At 38.4% G+C, this 22,639-nt stretch carries 18 protein-coding genes; all 18 read left to right on the top strand.

Features of this window, described 5'->3' with window-relative positions; translation table 11 throughout:
* Positions 1-3: 3 nt before the first annotated feature.
* The 18 genes from ELS83_RS07920 to ELS83_RS07835 all read left to right on the top strand — a co-directional run bounded on the left by ELS83_RS07920 (position 4) and on the right by ELS83_RS07835 (position 22,077).
* Positions 4-1,428, top strand: coding sequence for a RagB/SusD family nutrient uptake outer membrane protein (locus ELS83_RS07920; RefSeq protein ID WP_216616425.1), 1,425 nt, complete (start codon positions 4-6; stop codon positions 1,426-1,428).
* 29 nt (positions 1,429-1,457) lie between these two features.
* Positions 1,458-2,333 carry a PKD domain-containing protein gene (locus tag ELS83_RS07915; RefSeq protein WP_171595004.1) on the top strand — a complete coding sequence of 292 codons (876 nt, stop codon included), beginning with the start codon at positions 1,458-1,460 and terminating at the stop codon, positions 2,331-2,333.
* Between the two features lie 12 nt (positions 2,334-2,345).
* Positions 2,346-3,248: a polysaccharide lyase family 7 protein gene (locus ELS83_RS07910; protein WP_171595003.1), complete on the top strand. Its 903-nt coding sequence runs from the start codon at positions 2,346-2,348 to the stop codon at positions 3,246-3,248.
* Between the two features lie 202 nt (positions 3,249-3,450).
* A complete protein-coding gene (locus tag ELS83_RS07905) occupies positions 3,451-5,712 on the top strand; it encodes a heparinase II/III family protein (RefSeq protein ID WP_171595002.1) in 2,262 nt (753 codons plus the stop codon).
* 13 nt (positions 5,713-5,725) lie between these two features.
* On the top strand, positions 5,726-7,978 hold the full coding sequence (locus ELS83_RS07900; RefSeq protein ID WP_171595001.1) for an alginate lyase family protein: 2,253 nt from the start codon (positions 5,726-5,728) through the stop codon (positions 7,976-7,978).
* 38 nt (positions 7,979-8,016) lie between these two features.
* A complete protein-coding gene (locus ELS83_RS07895; RefSeq protein ID WP_171595000.1) occupies positions 8,017-10,311 on the top strand; it encodes a chondroitinase-B domain-containing protein in 2,295 nt (764 codons plus the stop codon).
* 73 nt (positions 10,312-10,384) lie between these two features.
* On the top strand, positions 10,385-10,753 hold the full coding sequence (locus tag ELS83_RS07890; RefSeq protein ID WP_171594999.1) for a cupin domain-containing protein: 369 nt from the start codon (positions 10,385-10,387) through the stop codon (positions 10,751-10,753).
* 24 nt (positions 10,754-10,777) lie between these two features.
* The gene (locus ELS83_RS07885) at positions 10,778-12,067 is read left to right on the top strand and encodes an MFS transporter (protein ID WP_171594998.1); all 1,290 of its coding nucleotides are present in this window, start codon (positions 10,778-10,780) and stop codon (positions 12,065-12,067) included.
* Between the two features lie 28 nt (positions 12,068-12,095).
* Positions 12,096-12,857, top strand: a complete 762-nt coding sequence (locus tag ELS83_RS07880) for an SDR family NAD(P)-dependent oxidoreductase (protein ID WP_171594997.1) — start codon at positions 12,096-12,098, stop codon at positions 12,855-12,857.
* Between the two features lie 123 nt (positions 12,858-12,980).
* Positions 12,981-14,018, top strand: a complete 1,038-nt coding sequence (locus ELS83_RS07875; RefSeq protein WP_171594996.1) for a sugar kinase — start codon at positions 12,981-12,983, stop codon at positions 14,016-14,018.
* 28 nt (positions 14,019-14,046) lie between these two features.
* Positions 14,047-14,724, top strand: coding sequence for a bifunctional 4-hydroxy-2-oxoglutarate aldolase/2-dehydro-3-deoxy-phosphogluconate aldolase (locus tag ELS83_RS07870; protein ID WP_171594995.1), 678 nt, complete (start codon positions 14,047-14,049; stop codon positions 14,722-14,724).
* 283 nt (positions 14,725-15,007) lie between these two features.
* Positions 15,008-15,715: a FadR/GntR family transcriptional regulator gene (locus ELS83_RS07865; RefSeq protein ID WP_171594994.1), complete on the top strand. Its 708-nt coding sequence runs from the start codon at positions 15,008-15,010 to the stop codon at positions 15,713-15,715.
* A 230-nt stretch (positions 15,716-15,945) separates the two neighbouring features.
* Positions 15,946-16,695 carry a sulfite exporter TauE/SafE family protein gene (locus ELS83_RS07860; RefSeq protein ID WP_171594993.1) on the top strand — a complete coding sequence of 250 codons (750 nt, stop codon included), beginning with the start codon at positions 15,946-15,948 and terminating at the stop codon, positions 16,693-16,695.
* A gap of 31 nt (positions 16,696-16,726) precedes the next feature.
* A complete protein-coding gene (locus tag ELS83_RS07855) occupies positions 16,727-17,758 on the top strand; it encodes a sugar kinase (protein WP_171594992.1) in 1,032 nt (343 codons plus the stop codon).
* Positions 17,759-18,279: 521 nt separating this feature from the next.
* Positions 18,280-18,774 carry a non-heme ferritin gene (gene ftnA / locus ELS83_RS07850; protein WP_171594991.1) on the top strand — a complete coding sequence of 165 codons (495 nt, stop codon included), beginning with the start codon at positions 18,280-18,282 and terminating at the stop codon, positions 18,772-18,774.
* Between the two features lie 127 nt (positions 18,775-18,901).
* Positions 18,902-20,728, top strand: a complete 1,827-nt coding sequence (locus tag ELS83_RS07845; RefSeq protein ID WP_171594990.1) for an RHS repeat-associated core domain-containing protein — start codon at positions 18,902-18,904, stop codon at positions 20,726-20,728.
* A 392-nt stretch (positions 20,729-21,120) separates the two neighbouring features.
* Positions 21,121-21,531, top strand: coding sequence for a hypothetical protein (locus tag ELS83_RS07840; RefSeq protein ID WP_171594989.1), 411 nt, complete (start codon positions 21,121-21,123; stop codon positions 21,529-21,531).
* 12 nt (positions 21,532-21,543) lie between these two features.
* On the top strand, positions 21,544-22,077 hold the full coding sequence (locus tag ELS83_RS07835; RefSeq protein WP_171594988.1) for a hypothetical protein: 534 nt from the start codon (positions 21,544-21,546) through the stop codon (positions 22,075-22,077).
* Positions 22,078-22,639: the final 562 nt, after the last annotated feature.

The following is a 22,639-nucleotide window of genomic DNA, read 5'->3' as shown; positions in this document are numbered from 1 at the left end:
GACATGATCAAATATATAAGCAAAATAGCAGTGCTTCTGTTAATGGTAGTATTTACCGCTTGTGAAGACACTTTTTTGAGCCCAGACCCTACGGGGGTGATTACCTCTTCAAACTTCTTTTCGGATGATACAGAATTAGAAGCCGCCATCATTAATATGTATGATGGGATACAAGGCGTAAACTCTACAAGTACCAGCGATAATCATGGTGTAATGTATGAGTTTTATATCACCGAAATGAGAAGTGACAATACCCAAACCAAGAGTAGTGAAGGTGAAGATGCACAATTTGAAAGTTTTACTGTAGAAGCTACAAATGGTAGAGTTGCTGATTATTACGATAGTTATTACAATATTATTTACAGAGCAAACCTGGTTTTGGAAAATCTTGGAGTGGCTTCTGAAGATGCCAAAGGCGCTTTTGAAGGTGAAGCAAAGTTTGTAAGGGCTTATGCATATTTCAACCTGGTAAGATTGTTTGGCGATATTCCTTTGGTAGATAAGGTAATTAGTCCATCGGATGCTGAAACAGCCTACACTCGTGTAGCTACTGCAACAATTTATGATTTAATTGAATCTGATTTGCAAACAGCAGTAGCAAATCTTGATAATACCTACAAAGGGAGAGCTTCAAAAGCTGCTGCCCAGGCATTATTGGCGAAAGTATATTTAACACAGGGTGAAAATTACGACCTGGCACAAGGATTATGTGAGGACGTAATGAGTAGTGGTTTTGCTTTGGAATCTAATTTCAAAGATGTTTTCTACAATGAATTGAACGACGAAATCATTTTCGCGATTGAATACATTGGCGATATCGTGGATGATAGTCAGAACTTTTCGGCTGAATGGTTAAATGCAGTAGGTAGAACCAGTGGTGTAAACTATGTAACTGCCGATGCTCGTGAAGCTTTAGATGCAATGGGTGGAGACAGAACCATGTACTCATACCGTCAGGATGCATTGCAAACTGAAAAATACCAGGTGGTTAAATACCTTCCTAACGGGGATAGTAATTTAGGTATCGATCCTACTTCAGGTGATCCTCAGAGAGCAGGAAACGACTGGATTGTATTGCGTTATGCAGATGTTTTGTTAATGCATGTTGAAGCAATTATGGCTGGAACGAACGAAACTTCAAGCTCTACAGCAATTAGCTCTTTCATGGAAGTAAGAAACAGGGCAGGAATCACTGATATGGTGAGCTCGATTACAAAAGAAGAGTTGTTAAACGAAAGAAGAGTTGAGCTGGCATTCGAAAATCACAGATTCTTTGATTTGGTGCGCTTCGGAATGGCTCAGGATATTTTATCAGCATTTTCTGCTGAAACAGGCGGAAGCTTTTCATCAACTGATTTATTGTTACCAATCCCTCAAAGAGAAATTAACTTGAGTAATGGCTTGCTAACACAAAATCCTGGATACTAAGATTTGTTTAACGATTAATTTGATTTAAAATGAAAAATAACATATTGAATTTAAAGCTAAATCAAAGTTCTGTTTGGAAGTTGATGATCTTGGTATTCGCACTTTCTGTTACAGCTTGTGATTTTGAATACGACTTGCCGGAAGAAGGATCGAAGGCAGATGAAACACCACCTAGTGCATATTTTACTTATGCACAAGGACAGGGTACCGAAGAGGAATGGAAAGATTATACTTTTTCGAATTTATCCAATAGTGCAACAGACTATGCCTGGGATTTCGGAGATGGTAATACATCAACCGATAAAGATGGGAAAAACACCTATGCAGGTGAAGGAACCTATACGGTAACGCTTACAGCTTCTGATAAACTTGGGGCAAGCAGCACTTACTCAGAAACCATAGAAGTGGTTAAACCAGAAGAGCCGGAAGCAATTGTTCCTGTGATTTTAGAGAACAGTTTTGAAGACTTGACTTTGCCTGATGGTACAGGTGATGGTAGAGATTCATGGAGAAATGATTTTGGTGGCGTAATTCAAATTACCGGCAGTCCGGTATATGATGGATCGCAGGCAGCAAAATTCCCTTCAGCTGGCGATAGAGTAGCTTACCAGGATGGTATTGCTGTGTCTCCTAATACCGACTACATTCTTACCTATTACTACACCATGAAATCTGGTACTGGTAATTTAACGGTTAAGGTTTTGGGTGGAACAATTAGCGATTTATCTGAGGCAGATGCTGCTACTTTAGGTGAGCATGTTGGTACAGATACTTCCGATCCGGATACCTATGTGAAAGTTTCAGTTCCATTTAATACCGGAACCAACGGAACAGTGGCTATCCTGATTACCAACGAAGGTGTTGAGTGTAGAGCAGATTTATTGGAAATTGAAGTGGCACTATAAAACTGATATCAAATGCTTAAATCAGTAAAACAGATCATTTCTATAGTACTTAGTTTGTTTTTGACAATTACAATTATTAGCTGTCAGGGTTCATCTGATGATCCATCTGATGAGATACCTGAAATCATTACTCCTGAAGAAAAAGAGGATGATTTCAAATTGCCAGATATTGATTTAAGTAACTGGAAAGTAACACTTCCGATTGGAAATCCTTCGGAAGTGCTACCTCCCGAGATATTAAACTATGCAAACAACGAATCCTTAAAGCCATTCATGTACAACGATTCTATCGAAGGAGCACTGGTTTTTTATACCTATCCCGAGGCATCAACTGCTAACTCTTCTTATTCGAGAACTGAATTAAGAGAGTTGATGAATCCGGAGGATAAAGGGAAAACAAACTGGACATTTGCCCAGGGTGGATACATGAAAGGAACTTTAGCCATGGGAGGTATTTCGAAAGATGAGAATGATAAATACCACAGGGTGATTATCATGCAAATTCATGGCAGACTAACAGATGAGCAGAGAGATTTAATCGGCGCCAAGGATAACAATGCTCCACCAATGCTAAAAATATACTGGACCAACGGAGAAGTTAGAGTAAAGACGAAGGTGCTTAAAAATCTTAATGATTCATACGAAGAGCTGCTCGAAACAGATGCCTGGGGCGATGATGAAGGCTATACCTTTTCAGAAGCTGTTGGCTTTGGGAAATTCACTTTGGAAGTGAAGGTATCCGATGGAAGAATGGAAGTCATTCTGAACGATAAGGAATCGGTTGTATACGATGATATCCACATTGAAAAATGGGGAGTGTTCGAAAATTACTTTAAAGCAGGGAATTACCTGATATCACTCGATGAAAATGCTTACTCAACAGTAAAATATTTTGACTTGGAAGTAAGTCATTAATCGATGATGAATTCTTTACTGCAGGTCTCAGTCCTAAAGCTTGGATCGAGCCTGGTAATGATGTAACAATACAGTTTACAGCATATTAGATTAGTAGTTTAGAAGTTAGCAGTGAACACAAGAGTCCGTACTGTAATATGCGGACTCTTCACCAGGCTAAGTCTAAAAAAGTAGAAATTAGTACTCAAGCTGTCCGAATCGCATGACTAGAATTATTTGCATATTCTTTATTCTATTTTCTCTTAGGCTATCAGCTCAAGAGTCGAAAGTTCCTTATGATCGAATACTAGGGAATGATGAGATCATTGAACTTTTAGATGTAGATGCCGATGCCAAACTGAGAAGAATTCAATCAGATTATCAATCTGGTCGGAAAGAGAAGGCATTGCAAGCTTTGACTGAATATTTTAAGGAAAAATTATCGGATCGTTACTTTTTCAGTTGGAAAAATTTTGGTCAGCGATTTGAGATGTACAACAAAATGTACTCCGGCAGAAAAGAGTATCATCAAAAGAAAGCAAAGCAACATCTTGATTTGTACCCTGCCAAAACCCATTGGAAAATTCCATTTACCAATTTAAAAGGGGAGCAGGTTAGCTCGTATCCGTACAGGCATTTAACAAGACAGCATAAAGCTGGAGATATTGCTTTGCTTTTTCATTATACCGAAAACGAAAGCTATTTACACTATATCCCAAAACAAGCCGAATCGCTAAATGAGGCATTCGAAAACAAGCAGTTTGAAACGATAGAGGATGGAAATGGTGTTTACGAAGCTTACAGGGCAGGAAACAGGATGTACAACTGGTTGTTTGTGCACCATTGTTTGTTAGCCTCCGAAAAATACAGCTGGAATGAACAGTTAACAATGATAAAGACCTTTTTGCACACCGGTGCGAAATTAAATGTTCACAACCAGAAATATAAAGAAGGAAATCATCAAACCAGGGGAATGAGCGCCCTGAGTATGCTCGCCATTTTATTTAGAGAATTTATAGGAGTAGACCAGTGGCAGCAAACAGCAATTGCCAGGTTGGAAGAGCATCTTGAAAAGGAAATTTATCCCGATGGTTTTCAGTTCGAAAGATCGGTTCACTACCATATCGATGATATTGACAACTATTTCTATCCATATCAGTTAGCCAAAATTAATGGAATAGAATTGAACCCGATTTGGGATAATAGATTAAAAGGCATGTTTAATGCAATGTTGCAGTTGGCAATGCCAAACAAGAACTTGCCTGTTCTACAAGATGATACAAAAGATCCCTGGGCAGAAGTAAATAAGGTAGGAGATATTATGGCTTTAGGCTCAGCTTTGTTTGGGGATAAAAACTTAAAATATTTTGCAGGCAAAAAAATACCATCAAAGTATTATTGGTTGTTAAGTACCGAGCAAGTAGAAAAGTACAAAACGGCAAAAGCAAGTAAACCAAAAATGAGTAGTACAGACTTGCCATATACAGGTTATTACGTAATGCGTAACAGCTGGAAAGAACAGAATCTGTATATGGTAATAAGTGCAGGACTATCGGAGGAAAAACCAGATCATCAGCATGGTGATATGTTGGGAGTGCAAGCCTATGCTTATGGGAATATGCTTTTACCAAATTACCAGGTAAGATATTATTTGAATGATTTGGAAGAGTTTAAAAATTCATGGACGAAAAGTGTTGCTGTAGTTGATTCGGTTCTTCATGGCAGGGAATGGAAAGGAAATAAAGGTGGTAGTGGATTTGGCAAATGGGGAAAGTTACCTACCCCTAAACTTATCAATTGGACAACAACTGATGAAATGGATATTTTCATTGGTTCACATGATGGATACCGCGACCTAAATGTAGATACTTACAGACAAGTGTTTTTTATTAAAGATGGTTTCTGGATTGTTAGAGATCATTATAAATCTAAGGAAGATAAACATACTTATCAGCAAGTTTGGCAAGGACATTACGATGCTGAAAACGATATTCATGTTAGGTCGGTGTTTCCGAATGGCGCTGGTTTGGAAATTATACAATTGGGGCACCGACCTGATTTTTTAAGAAAAAAATCTGCTCGAGGTAAAGGGAGAATAGTATTCGAAGCAGAAAATCAGAAGAATACAAGCTTTACAAGTTTACTGTATCCATTTAAGGATTTTGAAAATAGAATACATGCGAACTCAAAATATGATGATTTACAATTAGCAGGTTGGCATTTTTTTAGTAAACCAGAGCGTCAAGGAATTGATTGTAATTGTAAAACCGGCCTAAGTAAAAATGGCATAACATTACTTTTTGATTGTTCGCAACTTAAGATTCAGAATACGGAAATTTTATTGAGCAATCCATCAGATTTACTGATTAAGAAAAATGGTGTAGAATGGGAAATTGCTAATTGTGGGATTTCAAGAATAAAATTAAGCATAGGCGATCATGCAGTTGAATTGCTATCAGGAAAATCAGTTCGAATTGAATTATAAGGATTAACATACAATGCAAAACGTAAAAACATACATTCTCTTATTCATGTTCATTGCCATTGGCAATTGGGCACATTCACAATCTCATCCTAAATTAATTTTGACGCAAAAAGGAGTCAAAGAAATTAGGGCGCAAATTGATCAATTGCCACTTATGCAGTCATCGCTGGATAAGGCAAGAGCTTTTGTTGATCAGGAAATGGCAAAAGGGATTGATGTTCCTGTACCCAAAGATATGGCTGGCGGTTATACCCACAATCGCCATAAGAAAAACTACATGCTGATGCAAAAGGCTGGCGTGTTGTTCCAGATTACGCAGGAAGAGAAATACGCGCTTTTTGTGCGCGATATGTTATTGGAATATGCAAAGATGTACCCAACACTTGATGTGCATCCTGTGAAACGCTCTTATGCTCCTGGTAAAATATTTTGGCAAAACCTGAACGATGCAAACTGGTTGGTGTATACAAGCCAGGCTTACGATTGTGTTTACGATTTCTTGTCGGCCAAAGAGAGGAAAACCCTGGAAAAAGACCTTTTCCGTCCCTTTGCAGATCACCTTTCGGTTGATTCTCCTCAATTCTACAACAGGGTACACAACCACAGTACCTGGGGAAATGCAGCGGTTGGAATGATTGGTTTTGTGATGAATGATCAAGAGCTAATCGATCGTGCATTTTACGGATTGAAATCGGATAACATTAAAGAAGACCAAAAAGACAACGATGGCGGACTAATTAAGATGCAAGGAGATGGAAAAGCTGGATTTTTTGCCCAGTTGGATCACCTGTTTTCGCCTGACGGATATTATACCGAAGGACCATATTACCAGCGTTACGCAATGTATCCTTTCGTAATGTTTGCTGAAGCAATTGAGAATTGCCGTCCCGATGTAAAAATCTTCGAATATCGCGATTCTCTTTTGGTAAAAGCGGTTCAAACCTTACTCAACCTTACCGATGTAAATGGATTGTTTTTTCCAATTAACGATGCTCAAAAAGGCATGTCTTATTTGTCGAGAGAGTTGGTGTCGTCGGTGAATATAGTATACCATTTTGGAGGTGAAGATCCAGGATTGTTGTCGGTGGCCGAAAAGCAAGGAGAAGTGATGCTGGACGATACAGGTTTATCGGTAGCCAAAGCTATTAAAGAGGGGAAGCAAAGAGCCTATCAGAAAAAATCAGCCAATTATGGCGATGGAGCTTCGGGAGAAGAAGGCGCATTGGGGATTCTTCGTGCAGGCAAAGCCGATGCAGAACTTTGTTTGGTGATGAAGAACAGCTCGCAAGGAATGGGGCATGGTCATTTCGACAAGCTGTCCTTCTCCTTATACGACAATAAAGGTGAGGTTTTGCAGGATTACGGAGCTGCACGATTTGTAAATATCGAACAAAAATTTGGCGGTGGTTACCTAAAAGAGAACAAAAGTTGGGCGAAACAAACAGTTGCTCATAATACGCTTGTGGTAGATCGAATTTCACACTTCAAAGGAAGCACAGATACTGGCAATAAATACCATTCTGAACCTTATTTGTTTGATGCAGGCAATGAGCAGATTCAAATTGTGAGTGCTAAAGAAAGGAATGCATATCCTGGAACAGAAATGCACAGAACTTTAGCTCTGATATCGGATGATAAGTTTGAGAAGCCGCTGGTTTTGGATGTGTTTAAGGTGAAATCTGATGAGGAAAAACAATTGGAGCTGCCTTATCATTTCTTTGGGCAAATTATTTCTACCAATTGCGAATATCAGGTAGCAGAACCTCTTACAAAAATGGGAGATGCATATGGATACCAGCACTTGCGCCTGGAAGCCGAAGGACTAACTGATGAGGGAAGTGCCAAGCTATCGTGGTTTGTAAACGACCGATTCTATTCCATTACAAGCGCTGTAAATTCTGAAGATAAATTATTACTGGTTCGTTCTGGTGCTGAAGATCCAAATTTCAATCTTAGAAGAGATCCAGCCTTTATTGTGCAAAAAAATCAGCAAAAAGAGGCAGTGTTTGTAACGCTGATTGAATCGCATGGAAAATACGACAGGGTGACCGAATTTGCTGATAACGCATTCAGCAGCATATCACAAGTTGAATTGCTATTGAATAGTGATGATTATACGGCTGTTTCCTTCGAGGATAAAAAGAACAACAAATGGATGTTGATTCTTGCCAATAGAGATGCTGGCAAAAAGTCGAAACATCAGCTTAGAATAAATAAAACTGATTATGAGTGGACTGGTGCATACCATTATGTGCCTGCCCAATAAGGAATACAAGTCAAAACTGATTAATAAAAACGAAAACCATGAAATTGTTTAAACCTCTCACATTACTATTGTTTGTAGGATTTATTCTTACTTCTTGTGCAGAAACCAGCTCGGAAGTAAAGGTAAAAGATATGACCGAACTCGCTTCGGCTATTGATAATGCTCAGCCAGGTGATGTAATTGTAATGTCAAATGGTGTTTGGAAAAATGCTGAAATTGAATTTGTGGCAAATGGTTTGGCTAACAATCCGATTGTATTAAAGGCCGAAACCGCCGGAGAAGTTAGTATTGAGGGACAGTCGTATCTGAAAATTGCAGGTCAGTTTTTAGAGGTTCGCGATTTGTATTTTAAAAATGGGTATACGCCAATTAACAGTGTAATTCAGTTTAAAAAAGATAAAAAGAATGCTGCTTACGATTGTAAGGTAATCAATTGTGTAATTGAAAACTTTACACAGTTAGACAGAACCAAAAAAGATCATTGGGTTGAATTTTGGGGACAACGTAACGAATTGCGTTCATGCTATATTGCTGGAAAATCGAATAACGGTCCTACAGTTAGAGCTGAACTCAAAGGAAATCAACATGCCAATTGTTATCACGTTATTGCCGATAATTATTTCGGACCTCGTCCGCGTCGTGGAGGACCAAGAGGTGAAACCATGCAATTGGGCGATAGCTATACGTCTATGGTTCCATCGTATATCCAGGTAAAAAACAATTTGTTTTATGAATGTAATGGCGAGGTTGAGATTATTTCGAGCAAGACCAATTACAACAGTTTTAGCAACAATGTTTTTTACAAGTGCGAAGGATCATTGGTTCTTAGGCATGGTAATTATGCTAGCATAGATTCAAATTGGTTTATCGGCGATGATAACTCGAATAATATAGGTGGCATAAGGGTAATAAATACGGGACACTGGATTACAAATAACTATTTCTACAATCTGAAAGGCAAAGAGTTTCGTAGTCCTTTGGCTGTTATGAACGGAATTCCAAAATCTCCACAAAACAGATACAATCAGGTAACCGATGTTGTTGTGGCTCACAATACCTGGATGAATTGTGAAACACCTTTACAGTTTAGTGTAGGTTCTAATGTTGACAAAATAGATGTTTTGCCAAAGTCTGAAATTAGATCGGCTCTTCCAATTAGAACTACAATTGCCAACAATATTATTTATGGTTCTGGTAGCGATGTGCTTAAGTTTCACGACAAGCAAGGAGATATTCTATTCCAAAACAACTATGTAAATGCTGAAGTAAACTTTAAGGGATTTATAGCTTCTGAAATTCAAGTTGAAAATGATAAAGCTTTGGTGCCATTAGTTGGTATGAAAGATAAAAGTGCTGACTTGTTTGATGGATTCAACTTTGCATCAATAAAGACTGATATTTTTTCAAATGGTAGAAGTAAGAATCAAGCAGGCGCAATTTGCTCTGAGCAATTCGATGTTATGCAAGTGTTTGATTTTAATAAATACGGCGCTTCCTGGTTTTCTCCTAATAATAAGAATCATAAGGCAAATAAAATTACAGTAAAATCTTCAAAAGAATTATACGAAGCTCTTGCTAATACTAACAATGGCGATACGATTTTATTGGATGCTGAAGTTTTCGAGTTGGAAAAACCATTAGAGATTGTAAAGAGTGTAGTTATTGCTTCTCCATCAGAAAATAAATCGAATGTAACATTTGTGGCCAGCGATATTGAAACTGCATTGATTTTAGGACCAGGTGTTGATTTACATCTTAAAAATGTAAGTCTGAAAGGGAACAAAAATATGAATTGTATGATGCCGGATATGCACAATATGTCAATTGCATCAAATGTATTTGTAGAGAATTGCGAGATCCAGGATTTCAAATCGATTTATAAATCTATAAAAGGATCATTTGCTGATAAAATTCAAGTGCTTAACTCATCGATGAGCAATTTAAGCAGTGGATTTATTGTGAATTCGGAGGTAGATGCCAAAGGTGATTACAATGTAGAATTCCTGATTTTAAAGAACAATCAAATCGATAATATTAAAAACGAGTTTGTTGATTTCTATAGAGGTGGATACGATGAATCTACTATTGGTGGAAACTTTGTGTTTGAAAACAATAAGGTTAAAAACGCAGGAAAAACCGGTTCTAAAGAGATTTTGCTACAAACGCATGGAATTATAAACGTTCACATTTTAGATAACAATTTCAGTTCCATAAAATCAGGAATGGTAGCGAAATTATGGGGTGAGAAAAACAATCTTGAAAGTGGGAATGTAATTCAAGGAAATTCGAAGATTGTAACAGAAGAGTTTCTAACTCAAAAGTTAATGTATTAAGCAGTAATAAAAATGGGAAGAGGGCACAGGCTCTCAGAAATTAAAATATGTACTAAAAAAAATATAGCTAATCATGGAAAATGTAAGACAAAAATACTTTACGTCGAAAGAGATGAAATGGGAAGATCTTGGTGGTGGTGTTCAGCGCCAGTTTCTTGGGTACGACAACCAAATTATGATGGTGAAAGTGAAATTTGACAAGGGAGCAGAAGGTGCACCACACGAGCATTTTCATACTCAGTCTACCTATTGTGCAAGCGGTAAGTTCGAATTTACCATCGATGGAGAAAAGAAAATTGTAGAAGCCGGAGACGGTGTATACATCTCGCCAAATCTATTACACAGCGCAATTTGCCTGGAAGAAGGCATTCTTATTGATGTTTTTAGTCCGGTAAGAGAAGATTTTCTTGATGGGAGTGGTGTTTCTTATTTCGGTAAATAATCGTGAAATCTAAATACTAAAACTATGAAAGTAAAAGGATTAAGATGGGTAATTATTGCATTGATTTTTATTGCAACAGTTATCAATTACATAGATAGAAGTGCTTTGGGAATTATGTGGGGAAGTGAAGATCTGGATGGATCGATTTCTCAGTCGTTGGGATTAAGCAAAAATGACTATAGCTACATCCTGAACATCTTTATGGTGGCTTACGCCTTGGGGCAGCTGTTTACAGGTAAGATATTTGATAAAGTAGGAACTCGTATCGGATATGTATTATCAATTGGGATTTGGGGGCTTTCTTCTTTCTTGCATTCAACGGCTCGTGGCTTTTTGTCACTTAGTATATTCCGTAGTTTGTTGGGATTTTCTGAAGCAGGTAACTGGCCAGGAGCAGTAAAAAGTAATGCTGAATGGTTTCCAATTAAGGAACGAGCCATTGCGCAGGGATTATTCAATGCCGGTGCATCTATTGGGTCGGTAATTGCACCTCCACTTATTGCAGCACTGTTTGTAGCCTTTGGGTGGAAAGTAACCTTTATGGTGATTGGTTCATTCGGTATTGTTTGGATCATTCCATGGTTGCTAATTAACAAAGCAGGACCGAAAAAACACCCTTGGATTACCGAGAAAGAGAAAAAATACATTCTGGAAGGTCAGAGTGAAGCCGATCAGAAAGACACAGATGATGTAAAAGGAAAATCATTAAGAGAAATTTTATCTCACAAAGAATCATGGGCAGTTGTTGTTGGTCGTTTCTTCTTAGAGCCAATCTGGTGGTTATTTGTAGGATGGATGCCAATTTACCTCTTCGATGTTTACGGATTTGATGTAAAAGAAGTAGGGATGTTCCTTTGGGTGCCTTATGTAGGTGCAGCGGTTGGTAGTATTGCCGGCGGATTTGTTTCCGGAAGAATTATTGCCAAAACCAACTCTATTGATAAAGGAAGAAAAACAACCATTCTGATTGGTGGAATTATCATGCTTTTGGGTCTGATTGCAACCGTTCTTATAGGCGATACAGCAGAGAAATTTGTGGCCATTGTCTTCTTCGTACTGTTTGGGTTCCAGTTTGCCATTAGCAATGTACAAACACTTCCGAGTGATTTCTTTGGCGGCAAGTCGGTAGGATCATTGGCAGGATTAGGTGGCATGATTGGTGTATTTTCGGTAATCATCATGAACTTCCTGGTTCCTGTAGTGGTTGATAAACTTTCATACACCCCAATATTTATTGCGATTGCTGTATTTGTGCCTCTAGGAGTAGGTGCGATCTATTATTTCGCAAGAAACATTAAATCAGTAGAAAAATAGTCTAATAAACAATAATAAAACAAAGAAAATGGGTTTAGATAAAAAAGTAGCTGTAGTAACCGGTGCAACAGGAGGAATTGGTTTCGAGGTGGCAAAACGATTAGGTAAAGACGGATATACTGTGATTCTAAACGGTATTGAAGATGAAGCAGGAGCAAAAAGAGTTGAAGAGCTAAGTGCAGAGGGAATTACTGCTGAATATTACAGATTCGATGTAACAAACGACGAAGCTGTAACTTCAAATATCACTGCAATTGGCGAAAAATATGGCCAGATTGATGTTCTTGTGAACAATGCAGGAGGATTAGGTGGTAGATCGAGATTCGAGGAGATGACTACCGAATTCTACCGATTTGTGATGGCATTGAATCTTGATTCGGTATTCTTTGCTTCGCGAGCAGCCATTCCATTCTTAAAAAAATCGGAAAATGGCTCTATTATTAATTATACGTCGAATGCAGGTTGGAACGCAGGCGGACCGGGTGCAGGAATTTATGGCACTTCGAAAGCGGGTGTTCATGCCATTACAAGAGCATTGGCAAAAGATTTGGCAGAATATGGAATTCGTGTAAATGCAGTATCTCCGGGTACAATCGATACACCATTCCATGCTCAGATTAAATCTACAAAACCTGAAGTTTTTGCATCCTGGAAAAACAACATTTTGTTGGGCAGATTGGGTCAGCCAGAAGAAGTTGCTTCTGTTGTATCCTTCCTGGCAAGTAAAGATGCATCTTTTATTACTGCCGAAACCATTCAGATTGGTGGCGGACAAGCTTTGGGAATTTAAGTAGTAAAAATGATTAAAAGGAAGGCCAGGCCTTCTCATAAATCCTTTGGTTAGCGGATTCCGGGGAGGTTTGAATTCCCAATCCCTTCCCGGATATTCAAATTAGCAAAACAAAAAAGAGTCATGAGTCAAAAAGTAGTAAGCTTTGGAGAAATAATGTTGAGGTTGGCAACTCCTGGCTACCAGCGATTTAATCAAGCGGCAGAATTTACTGCCACTTATGGTGGTGGAGAAGCGAATGTTGCTGTTTCATTGGCAAATTACGGCATTCAATCCGAATTTGTAACAAGACTTCCTAAGAATGATATTGGACGTACTTGTGCCATGGAACTTAGAAAATATGGTGTTGGTATCGACCAGATTGTGTATGGAGGCGATCGTTTGGGAATTTATTTCCTGGAAACCGGTGCGGTAAGCAGGGGGAGTAAAGTGGTGTACGACAGGGCTCATTCGGCCATATCGGAAATCGAAACCGGAATGATTGACTGGGACAAAGTGTTTGAAGGCGTGACCTGGTTTCACTGGACAGGGATTACTCCGGCCATTTCGCAAGGAGCTGCCGATGTTTGTTTGGAAGCCATTAGAAAAGCCAACGAAAAAGGCATTACCGTTTCATGCGATTTGAACTACCGCAAAAACCTTTGGAAGTACGGTAAAACGGCAGGCGAAGTAATGCCTGAACTGGTTGCTGGTACCGATATCGTTCTTGGAAACGAAGAAGATGCAGAAAAGGTATTGGGCATTAAACCCGAAGGAGTTGACGTAACTGGTGGTCATGTGGAAGGCAAGGCTTACGAATCGGTTTCGAAACAAATTATGGCGCAATACCCACGATGCAAGAAGGTGATTACCACCCTTCGCGGATCGATTAACGCCAATCACAATTCCTGGGCAGGTGTGCTTTGGGATGGGGAAACACTGTTCGAATCTCCTACCTACCAGATTACCCATATTGTTGACAGAGTGGGTGGCGGCGATTCATTCATGGGCGGCTTAATTTACGGATTGCTTACATGGCCCGAGGATGATCAGAAGGCATTGAATTTTGCCGTGGCTGCTTCCTGTCTAAAACATACCATTTATGGTGATTTTAACCAGGTAAGTGTCGAAGAAGTTGAAAAACTAATGACCGGAGATGCTTCGGGAAGAGTAGCAAGATAATTGAATTGTAATTCATAATAGAAAAATAATGGCAAGATTTTCTCGAATTGAAGTCGCTTTAAAAATGGCAGAAACAGGGATTGTTCCCGTGTTTTTTCATCAGGATATTGAGATTTGTAAAAAGGTTGTAAAGGCTTGTTACGATGGAGGAGTTCGCGTTTTTGAATTCACAAACAGGGGAGATTTTGCTCATGAAGTGTTTGCTGAATTGATCAAATGGGCGGAGCAAAATACACCTGAAATGATTATTGGTATTGGCTCGATTGTAGACGCAGGAACCACTTCTCTGTACATTCAGCTGGGGGCAAACTTTGTGGTTTCACCTGTGCTAAATGCCGATATGGCCAAAGTGTGTAACAGGCGAAAAGTTTCATGGTCGCCAGGCTGTGGCACTCTAAGTGAAATTAACTATGCCGAAGAGTTGGGAGCAGAGGTTTGTAAAATTTTCCCGGGTTCGTCGGTAGGAGGTGCAGAATTTGTTAAGGCCATTAAAGGGCCGTGCCCGTGGTCTTCCATTATGCCTACCGGAGGTGTTACCCCTGATAAAGATAACCTTACAAAATGGTTCAATGCCGGCGTAACTTGTGTTGGTATGGGATCGCAATTAATTGGAAAGGATATCATTGAAAATGAAAATTACGATGCTTTAACAAAATCTGTGGCCAATGCCATCGAAATTGTGAAGGAATTAAAAGATATGAAGTAGTGTGATGTGATAGGTTGATCCTGGTTTAAGGAATTGATTGTTGAAAGTGGTAAACCAATTGTTAATTGTTAGTGTGTTATATTTGGTTTAGGTTAACAAAATCATTGAAATTAGATCATGTATTACTGTTTTCAAAATTCCTTAAATCTGGGATTTAACCTTGCTTTTGTGTGGAAAAGTGTATTAAGCCTGATAATAATTGGCAAACAGCTTAAAAGTAGCTAAATTTGTCCTACCAGTATGAATGTTTTAAGCTGGTTTGAGAGATAAAATTAGTTATTGTATGGAATTACTAGATAATTTTAAAGCAATCGAGGTTGAAACACCCGTTGATAAAATTATAAGACAAATTAGAAGTCTGATCGTTTCAGGATACTTGAATCCGGGAGATAAATTGCCTTCGGAAAGAAAGTTATCTGAAAAATTAGGTGTTGGAAGAACCTACATCCGCGATGCCATCAAAAAATTGGAATTCTTTGGAATTTTAACCACTCATCCGCAAAGTGGTGTGGTTGTGAATGGAACCGATATCACGGCAATGGAAGGATTGTTCTCGAATATCATGAAAATTGAACGTCCCGATTTTGCTTCTCTTGTAGAGACCAGGGTGACCATGGAAATTTTCTCGGTAAGAAAAGCTGCCGAAAGAAGAACCGAAGAGGATCTGAAAATTATTGAAGAGGCATTGCTTGAATATGAGAAGAAAATCAACAGCAATATTCCTGCGGAAAACGAAGATTTTTTGTTCCATCTGAAAATTGCCGAGGCATCTCATAATTCGGTGATAAAAACCATGATGTTGATTATCCTGCCGGATATCCTGGCAATTTATCGTCGCGAAAAAGTGTGTACCAAAGATGCTTTTGCGAAAACCTTAAAAGAGCATCGTGAAATTTTGGATGCCATTAAAAATCAAGATTCCGAAAAGGCAGCTGAATTGATGAAGAACCATTTGAGTGATGTTCTTGAGTTCAGCAAAAGAATTTTATAACAAATGACTGGTGCGTGTAATGCGCACTAAGTCTTCAAATAAAACAATTCCATACATTTATTTGATCTGATATACTTTCCATTACAAGATCAGCTAAACTGATCCTGCTTCACTATTAAATTGATTGTAATAAGCATTTTTCAACTTTTGAAAAAGCGCTTGTGTACTTGTAACTAGTGGTACAAGGCATGGTCTGCACTTGTATTTCTGCAAATGATATGGAATAAGTAATGGAGTATTTTGAACCAATTTTTATTGTTGTTGCCGGTATATTTGCCGGCTTTTTGAATGTTGTAGCAGGTGGAGGTTCCTTAATTACTTTGCCATTGCTCATCTTTTTAGGGCTTCCGCCCACCATAGCCAACGGAACCAACCGAATTGCAATTCTGGCGCAAAACTCTTTTGCGGTGGCCAAATTCAACAAAGATGGTGTAAGCTCTTATCCCTATAGTATTTACCTGGGTTTATCGGCTTTGTCCGGATCTGTATTGGGTGCCCTCCTGGTGGTCGATCTCGACGAACAACTGTTCAAACGAATTCTGTCTATCGTGATGATTGGCGTAGCTGCATTACTATTTTTCAATAGCAAAGCTGCCAACCTGGTAAAGGGTGAAAAAATGGCCTTTAAAAACCAGTTGTGGGGCGTAATCAGCTTCTTTTTTATTGGCATATATGGCGGATTCCTACATGCCGGAATTGGCTTTATCATCATTTTGGCACTGACCAAACTCAACGGCTTTTCCCTGGTAAAAACCAACAGCATTAAGGTAACCGTAGCCTTGGTGTATACAATAGCTGCAGTGGCTGTTTTTGTGTATAAAGATGCCATTAGCTGGAAGTATGCACTCATTCTTGCTACAGGAAATTCCCTGGGTGGCTACCTGGGCTCTGTTTTTTCTGTTAAAAAAGGCGATGGGTGGATCAAAGGCATTCTCCTTGTAACGATAGTGGCCCTTGCCATTAAATTGTGGTTTTTTTAGTCTGTATTTCCTAAGCTTAAGATATTCTGATATGAGTAAGAAAGTAATAACATTTGGAGAAGTAATGCTGCGATTGGCAACACCCGAATACAAAAGATTTTCGCAGACCCATAAATTTGGCGGCACTTTTGGAGGTGGAGAGGTGAATGTTTCTGTTTCCCTGGCCAATTTTGGAATCCCCACTTCCTTTGTTACCCAACTGCCGAATAACGATATCGGGAAGGCCTGTCAGCAAAGCTTGAACGAATTGGGAGTCGAAACCAATCATATCAGCTTTGGGGGTGAAAGGTTGGGAATTTATTTCCTGGAGACAGGTGCCGTTTCTCGAGGCTCAAAAGTTGTATACGACAGGGCCAATTCGGCCTTTAGCCAGCTCAAAAAAGGCGATATCAACTGGAATGAGGTTTTTGCAGACGCCAACTGGTTTCATTGGACCGGAATTATTCCTGCCATATCCGAAGGAGCAACAGAGGTATTGTTCGAAGCTTTGGAAAAAGCAGAATCTTATGGCATTACAGTTTCCTGTGATGTGAATTACAGAAGTAAACTTTGGCGCGAGGGTGCAAAGGCAGAAGAGATTATGCCCAAACTCATTGCCAAAACCGATATTCTAATCGGGAACGAATTCGATGCCGAAAAAGTGCTGGGTGTTGATACCGATATTGTGGCAAAAGGCGAATTTACCAATCAAAGCTTTTTGGAAACAACACGAGAGCTCATGAAAAAATACCCCAGGGTGAAAAAGATAATTACCACCAGGAGAGGTACAATTAGTGCCAACCACAACAGCTGGCTGGGCATTATTTCAGAGGGAAAGCAGGTTTTGCAATCGCCAGTCTATCAAATGACTCATATTGTAGATAGAGTGGGAGGAGGCGATTCCTTAATGGCTGGACTCATTTACGGATTCCTGAATTATCCTGAAAACGACCAGCAAATTATCGATTTTGCAGTAGCAGCTTCCTGTATCAAACATACCGTATACGGCGATGTAAACCTGGCCAGCATTGCCGAGGTAGAAAAACTAATGCAGGGCCACCTGCATGGTAAAATTGATTGGTAGGTATTGTGCCGAATTTCTCCATACGAACTTCTTTTGCCTGTAAAGAAGAGTTCTTGCTCGTTTCATTTTTATATTCAATAAATACTTTTCATCATAATCTTGTTGATAAAAACATAATCATAAATAATTATATTTAATGATATAATCATATTTAGCCCAAGCAAAACCTATGGTTTTCGACTACAGAAAAAATAAATCCAAACCAATTGAAGTGAACTGTTGTTGACTTTTTTTTGGTTCGAAACGATTCCTATGTCTATGTGTCATGATTTATAAGCTCTTGTCAGGAGGTGTGCTAAATGTTTCACTAATCTTTTTTTAACAAAAAAAATACCATGTGACAACTCTTGATATGAGGAAATAAATGATCATGCCTTAGTATAGTGAGGGGATTTAAATTTGAGAGGATATTTGATATGAATATAATTCTATTTATATTTATTCCAAATAAATCATTCTTGATTTCTTTTCTTGAGTGATTATTGATAACCAAAATTTATATTCAATTAAAATTTAAATCCATGTTAAATTCAAGTATTTTAAACAAATTAAATGAGCAAATCAAGTTAGAGCACTTTGCATCAAATTTGTATTTGTCAATGTCATCATGGTGTAAAGCACAAGGCTTAGATGGTGCCGCAGATTTTTTACTAAAGCATAGTTTAGAAGAATTGGACCATATGCGCAAGCTTTTTAATTATGTAAATGATTCGGGTGCCCAGGCAAAAATATCTGCAATTGAGGAGCCTGAATCAGAGTTCGCAAATATTAAAGAGCTCTTCGAAAGCACTATGAAACATGAAGTATTTATTACCGGAAAAATTAATGAACTTGTAGATTTAGCTCTAAAAGAGAAGGATTATTCAACCTTTAATTTTTTGCAATGGTATGTGAGTGAACAACATGAAGAGGAAGCTCTCTTTCAGCAGATTGTCGATAAAATAAGTGTAATTGGCCTCGATGGCAGAGGTTTATACCTGGTTGATAAAGAAATAGGAAAGTTGGCTGCTGTATAGTTCCTTTAACTGCCTCAAGTTTGTAACTTGTTGCCAGAAAAATAATAAATTAAAAACACAAGCCATTAGCAGAGAACTGTTAGTGGCTTGTATTATTGGGGTGTAAGCCCTGTTGTATAGGCAGAGTGTGAGCTGTAAGTTGGGTTACCAGGGCAACCAACTGAAAAAGTTATGGCGCAAGAATACCGAATTGGTAGAAGTATGGCCCGGCGACACCAATAACGACGGCAAGGTAGAGGTAGACGACCAGCACCCTGTAGGCTACAACTACAAACTGGCAGTACGCCCACGAGATAGCCGCAGTATAGAATGGAAAGCCTATGTAAATATACAACGCAAAGGCGACGATTTGGTATTTAGCGATGCCAATGGCGATGGAATGGTAAACGAACTCGATACCATTGCCATGCACAGAAACCTTTTGAAAACTCATGAAGTAGCAGAACCCAAGGCCACAGCACCATTTAAATACGAGTACGACAAAAACGGCAATATGGTGTACGATGAGTACAAGAAGCTACACATTAGCTACAACCTGCTGAATTTACCCGATACCATAAAAGCCGAGAATGGCAAAATAGTAAACCAATATTTGGCCGATGGAACACTACTAAGAAGAAGCTATTTTGATGAAGATGAAAACGAAGTAAAACGCATAGACTACCAGGGTGAGTTCCTGTTTGTAAACGACAAGCTAAACAAAATATTTACCGAAGAAGGATATTACCAACCAACAGCAGCTACTAAAACCAAGAAAAGCGACTACGGCACCTATTACTACACCTTAAAAGACCACTTGGGGCACACCCGTGTAGTGGTTGATGAGGAAGAAAATGTAATACAGGAAACAGCCTATTATCCTTACGGCGGAATAATTGCCGAGCTAAGTAGCAAAACAAAATATAATTACCTTTATACAGGCAAAGAGTTCATTGATAGTTTGGGGATAAATTGGTACGACCACCATGCTCGTTATTACGACCCGGAGGTAGGCCGTTGGTTTGCCATTGACCCGGCCTTGCAGGCTTCGAGTCCTTACCTGGCGATGGGGAATAACCCAATGATGATGGTGGATGAGGATGGGATGACCTGGGGCATATTTAAAGCCATAGGCAATGCCTGGGACTGGGCCTGGGACAAAGGCAACCAGTTTGCAAAATGGGCACAGCAAAATGGAATCCCCGATGCTAGTTTTGGAGTAGGGATGAATTCTGGTGGACAAGTTAATCCGCTTGTAAATGTTAATGGGCAGAAGGTTGATTTTAATTATGGTAACATAAATACTGGAATTAATCAGGCTCACAATTCACTAGCAGGGCAATTGGCCTCTTTACCAAGTCAAAAGTCAAATTATCGATCATTAGGTAGAGCTTGGATACCTGATATTCATGTTGATCTAGCAATTCTTAATGGATTTTTAGACGGAGAGTACAATTTTCATAACTATACTCTTGAAATGATTATTCGTGGTATGAGAGGCCCAATTAAAAATTCAAATGGTGTTGCTCATACAATAAGGGCATATCAACCAAACTTTTGGGCAGAAGTTAGAGATGATAATGGGTTTTTAGGTAGAGCGGGATATCAAATAGCCGATGAGGTTAATATAGTTGGACAAAGAGTTGTATTACAAAGACTTCCTAGTAGGATTACTCATTTAGATAACTCCGGTGTAAATCGCACTGAGATTGTTGATGCTGGTATTGGGACTATGTCCAATTTTCTACCTGCATCAAAAATTGGAAGACAACTTAATATTGCAAAAAGTACCTTTAGTGTTGGTTTTTTTAATTCAGCATATAAAGGAACGGGAATTTATGCATCTAAAAAAGGAGGATTATATTTAAGACAATTTAATAATGTTGTAAAACAGAATATTGGGATGGAGAGAGCTTATGATTACGCTAATTATATGGGATATGTTCCTTATTTTTTTACTGAAAGACAAGAATAATTATGTTGTGGCCACTTTTTGAATTAATAGGGTTGATTTTATGGTGTTTATTTCATTTTTTCTTTATAAAAGAAAAAACGTCAATTCGTAATATCTATACAAGAAGACATAATGCACATGATATTATCGAGGGGTATTCAAATGATACTGTTTATTCGATTATTGGCATTGGGTTTATTGTTATAGTAATAGGTGTCATGTATCTTGAGTATGTGATTTGGTAAAGAAAGTTTCCTTACATTACTGTAGATCCTTTAATTTTTAATGGCGCATGGACTTACGATCCGAACGATTGGTTTTCGGCTAATCAGACATTAGAACAAGTAATATTTAATCAATGGTATGAACGTTATAGTGGAAGAGTTGAAATAACCGATAGCCCAATTGATTATATGTTGGGTGCTGGAATAGGAAAAGCATTTTTGAATGGTGGTAGAAAATTAGCTGTTAGGGTTGCTGTTAGAACTGGGAGTAGTAAATCGGCCGCTAAGTCAAGCACGCAAGGTGGTTTAAACCTTTTCAAGTGGGGAGCACCGCAAACAGGGAAAGATATTGGATGGAAAACAGGAGACTATATGCTCTATTTACCAAACAAAGGAACTCCTAAATTAAATTGGAAAGCTAACTATGGCTCGTTAAGAAGAGAAATGAATTTAGGTAAACCTATTTTTGATTCTTATAGACTACCAAATGGTAATCTTATTCCATCTAAAGGGTTTTTAGGAGCTGAAAGATTTACACTTCAAACTAGAGGATGGATTTATAATCCAAGTAAAGGAGCGTGGATGCCTCCTGGTTTTTAATCAATTTTCACTATGCTATTTAATCAAGAAATAATAAATAAGATACAAGCCATATTAAAAGAATATGGCTTGTTACTCCAGAGACAATCAGAGTTTCAAGTGGAATTTTCTTCACAAGAAATAGTGATTGTATTGAGTCATAATCCTCGTGAAAAGTCAAACGTGTTGTGGGTAAAAGGAAAGCATACTCATGAGATTGAAATTAATAATCAAGTGATGTCTGATGTGTTTAACTCGAATATAAAAATCAGTAATTTACCTATCGAGGTATTTTTAAATAATGTGTATCTCTTTTTTAAAGAAAGAGGGCATGAATTATTTTGTGCAAAAGAATCTTTTATAAGTAAAATAACTAATTATAGAGAGCGGCGAAGTTCTGAATATACAGAAAATCTAATTGATAAACAGAATATTGAAGCTGCTGAAAGAGCTTGGAAATTACAAGATTATCGAAAGGTAATAAGTTATTTAGAAAAGGTAAATGAAAAAGCCTTGACCAACTCTTTAAAGCAGAAATATAAGATTGCTAATAATAAAATTAAATAGACACAGGGTAATGCATAAAATGGGTAATGCATCAAACATGTTGATTTTATAATTTTATAAAACCACAATATTGGTAATGCATAAAATTGACTGATATGGATAAAGTAGAGCTGTAAGGTGTTGATATTAAAGATGAAACTCCAGATGGCGCGACTTTGCATTATTTGCTGGTGCGAGAGTTTCACTCGTACCTGTTTTGAAGAAAATAAAAGAAAAAAACAAGCCATTTGTAGAGCACTAGTTGTGCCTTGTGTTTTGGAGTGTAAGCCCTGTGTACAGGCTGAGTGGGAGCTGTAAGTTGGGTTAGTGGGAGTGTAAAAAAGAATTTTTGAGGGGTAATTTGAATTTGGTAGAAGCCACACGAAAGGGTTAGTTTCACTAATCTCGTAAACTGGGTATGTGCAGTTTCGAGGTGCAACTTGATGTTGAATTGTTGTAATTGCCTGTATTCACAGGACACGAGCTACAAGCTCGCGCCCAATGTCATTAAGTTAAGGTTATTTCACAAAGCATCACGCTGATTTTTAGTAACCTTTGGTTTGACTCTATTTCTGTATTTATC

Source organism: Marinifilum caeruleilacunae (assembly GCF_013141825.1).
GTDB classification, from domain to species: domain Bacteria; phylum Bacteroidota; class Bacteroidia; order Bacteroidales; family Marinifilaceae; genus Marinifilum; species Marinifilum caeruleilacunae.
The sequence above is the reverse complement of the archived record's forward strand: the minus strand, read 5'-3'. Positions and strand labels throughout refer to the sequence as shown.